At 72.4% G+C, this 2,652-nt stretch carries 3 protein-coding genes; 1 reads left to right on the top strand and 2 read right to left on the bottom strand.

Features of this window, described 5'->3' with window-relative positions:
- Positions 1 to 124: 124 nt before the first annotated feature.
- The gene (locus ABZ281_RS45370) at positions 125 to 862 is read right to left on the bottom strand and encodes a GntR family transcriptional regulator (RefSeq protein ID WP_356664227.1); all 738 of its coding nucleotides are present in this window, start codon (positions 860 to 862) and stop codon (positions 125 to 127) included.
- A gap of 128 nt (positions 863 to 990) precedes the next feature.
- Here ABZ281_RS45370 and ABZ281_RS45365 point away from each other — a divergent pair, with 128 nt between their 5' ends.
- Positions 991 to 2,013 (top strand): Gfo/Idh/MocA family oxidoreductase, encoded by a 1,023-nt coding sequence (locus tag ABZ281_RS45365; RefSeq protein WP_356664225.1) that lies wholly within the window; start codon positions 991 to 993, stop codon positions 2,011 to 2,013.
- A gap of 16 nt (positions 2,014 to 2,029) precedes the next feature.
- Here the strand turns inward: ABZ281_RS45365 and ABZ281_RS45360 are convergent.
- Positions 2,030 to 2,652 (bottom strand): response regulator transcription factor (locus ABZ281_RS45360; protein WP_356664223.1); only part of this gene is annotated, 623 nt, incomplete at its 5' end.

The raw sequence follows: 2,652 nt of genomic DNA, 5'->3' as shown, positions 1-2,652 counted from the left end.
GTACTGGACGTACTCGGGGTTTCGGCCGGTGCGGCGAGTGGGGGTACCCCCTGCTCGAGCGGAGTCGAGAGCTTGGGGGAGCGTGCCGGGCGTCGCGACGGGGCGAACGTTGCCTGCCGCGGCACTAGGTCCGTACCAGGAGCTGGAACTCGAACGAATAGCGCGTCGGACGGTAGGTGTGTGTGCCGTATTCCACTGCTCGGCCCGTGTCGTCGAACGTGACGCGTTGCATGGTCAGCAGCGGCGCGCCCGTCTCCTCCGCCAGCCGCTCCGCCTCCTCCGTCGTCGCCGCCCTGGCGCCGATCGACTGGCGGGCGCTGTGCAGGGTGATGCCCGCCGACCGCATCAGGCGGTAGAGGCCGGTGGTCTCCAGCTGGGCCGTGTCGAGGTCGATGAGGCCGAGCGGCAGGAAGTTGCAGAGGTAGGCCATGGGCTCGCCGTGGGCGAGGCGGAGGCGTTCGACGCGGTGGACGTCGCTGTCCTCGGCGACACCGAGTGCGGCGGCGACCTCGGCGGAGGCGGGGACGAGCTTGTTGACGAGCACCCGGGTGGCCGGGCGCTGGCCCGCCGCCTCCAGGTCGTCGTAGAGGCTGCTGAGCTCCAGCGGGCGTTTGACCTGGCTGTGCACGACCTGGGTGCCCACGCCGCGGCGGCGTACGAGGAGGCCCTTGTCGACGAGCGACTGGATCGCCTGGCGGACGGTCGGCCGGGACAGGCCGAGCCGGGCGGCGAGCTCGATCTCGTTGCCCAGCAGGCTGCCGGGGGTCAGCGTGCCGTGCTCGATCGCGGCCTCCAGCTGCTGGGACAGCTGGAAGTACAACGGCACGGGGGAGCTGCGGTCCACACTCAGCTCGAGCTGCACGGGCGGGTCCACTTCTGGTTTCGGCACGGGCCGAGCGTAGCTCCGTGCGCTGTTGACGGGAAGTCGTGTAGTCAGATTGTCCGGACATACGGATTGACAGCGGCGAGCTGTGCACGCACTTTGTTTCCATGCGCATCGGCGTCATCGGTACGGGCCGCATCGGCACCATCCACGCGAACACGCTCAGTCGGCATCGCGAGGTCGGCTCCCTGATCCTCACGGACGCGGACGCCGCCCGGGCCCAGGAACTGGCGCACCGGCTGGGCGAGACGGCGGCGCCCGGCGTGGAGGAGATCTTCCGCTGGGGGGTCGACGCCGTGGTGATCACGACGGCGACGTCGGCCCACGCCGAACTGATCGGTCGGGCAGCACGCTCGGGTCTGCCGGTGTTCTGCGAGAAGCCCATCGCGCTGGATCTGCCGGGGTCCCTGACGGCGATCGCCGAGGTCGAGGCGGCCGGGACGGTTCTCCAGATGGGCTTCCAGCGCCGCTTCGACGCGGGCTACACGGGTGCGCGCGAGGCCCTGCGGTCCGGCCGGCTGGGGCGGCTGCACACCGTGCGGGCCCTGACCAGCGACCAGGCGCCGCCGGACGCCGCGTGGCTGCCGCTGTCCGGCGGGCTGTACCGGGACACGCTGATCCACGACTTCGACGTGCTGCGCTGGGTGACCGGCCAGGAGGTCACGGACGTCTACGCGGCCGGGTCCGACGCCGGGCCGCGGATGTTCCGCGAGGCGGGCGACGTCGACACCGCCGCCGCACTCCTCACCCTCGACGGCGGGACGCTGGCCACGCTCACCGCGACCCGGATGAACGGGGCCGGCTACGACGTGCGCATGGAGCTCGCCGGGGAGCGCGACCAGATCGTGGTCGGCCTGGACGACCGTACGCCGATCGCGTCCACCGAGCCGACCGGGCCACCGGCCGCGGACAAGCCCTGGACGGGTTTCCTGGAGCGGTTCGGCCCTGCCTACGAAGCGGAGCTGAACGCGTTCGTCGAGGTCGTCCGGGGCGAGCGGGCCAACCCCTGCGACGGGCGCGAGGCGCTGCAGGCGCTGCGGATCGCCGAGGCGTGCGAGCTGTCGCGGCGGGAGCGCAGGCCGGTGCACCTCGCGGAGATCGCCGGCGGTTCCCCGCCCCCGTTCGCCTGACGGCGTACCCGGGTGGTCAGTACTCTTCCCGCTCCTCATCCAGGAGCCCCGCGTCGTGGGCGAGCAGCGCGATCTGCACCCGGTTGTTGAGGTCGAGCTTGGCCAGGATGCGTGAGACGTGCGTCTTCACGGTGGCGACGCTCATGAAGAGGCCGGTGGCGATCTCGGCGTTGGCCAGGCCCCGGCCGACCGCGACGGCGACCTCGCGCTCGCGGTCGTTGAGGACGGCGATGCGTTCGCGGGCACGGGTGCGGCGCGTGTCGGGGCCGGTGCCGACGGCGTGCCGCATCAGCTGCCGGGTCACCGCGGGCGACAGGACCGGGTCGCCGGCCGCGACGCGGCGCACCGCCGCGATGATCTCGGCGGGCGGGGTGTCCTTGAGGACGAACCCGGCGGCGCCCACGCGCAGCGCCCGCAGGACCTGCTCGTCGGCGTGGAAGGTGGTGAGCACCACCACCTGCGGGGCGTCCCTGCGGGCGCGCAGCCGCTCCGTGGCCGTGAGACCGTCCACCGTCGGCATCCGGATGTCCATGAGCACGACGTCCGGGCGGGTGCGGTCGACGAGGGCCTCCACCTCGGCGCCGTCGGCGGCCTCACCGACGATCTCGATGTCGTCGGCGCCGCCCATCATGAAGGACA

This window comes from Streptomyces sp. NPDC006265 (assembly GCF_040613555.1).
In the GTDB taxonomy this organism is placed as follows: domain Bacteria; phylum Actinomycetota; class Actinomycetes; order Streptomycetales; family Streptomycetaceae; genus Streptomyces.
The sequence above is the reverse complement of the archived record's forward strand: the minus strand, read 5'-3'. Positions and strand labels throughout refer to the sequence as shown.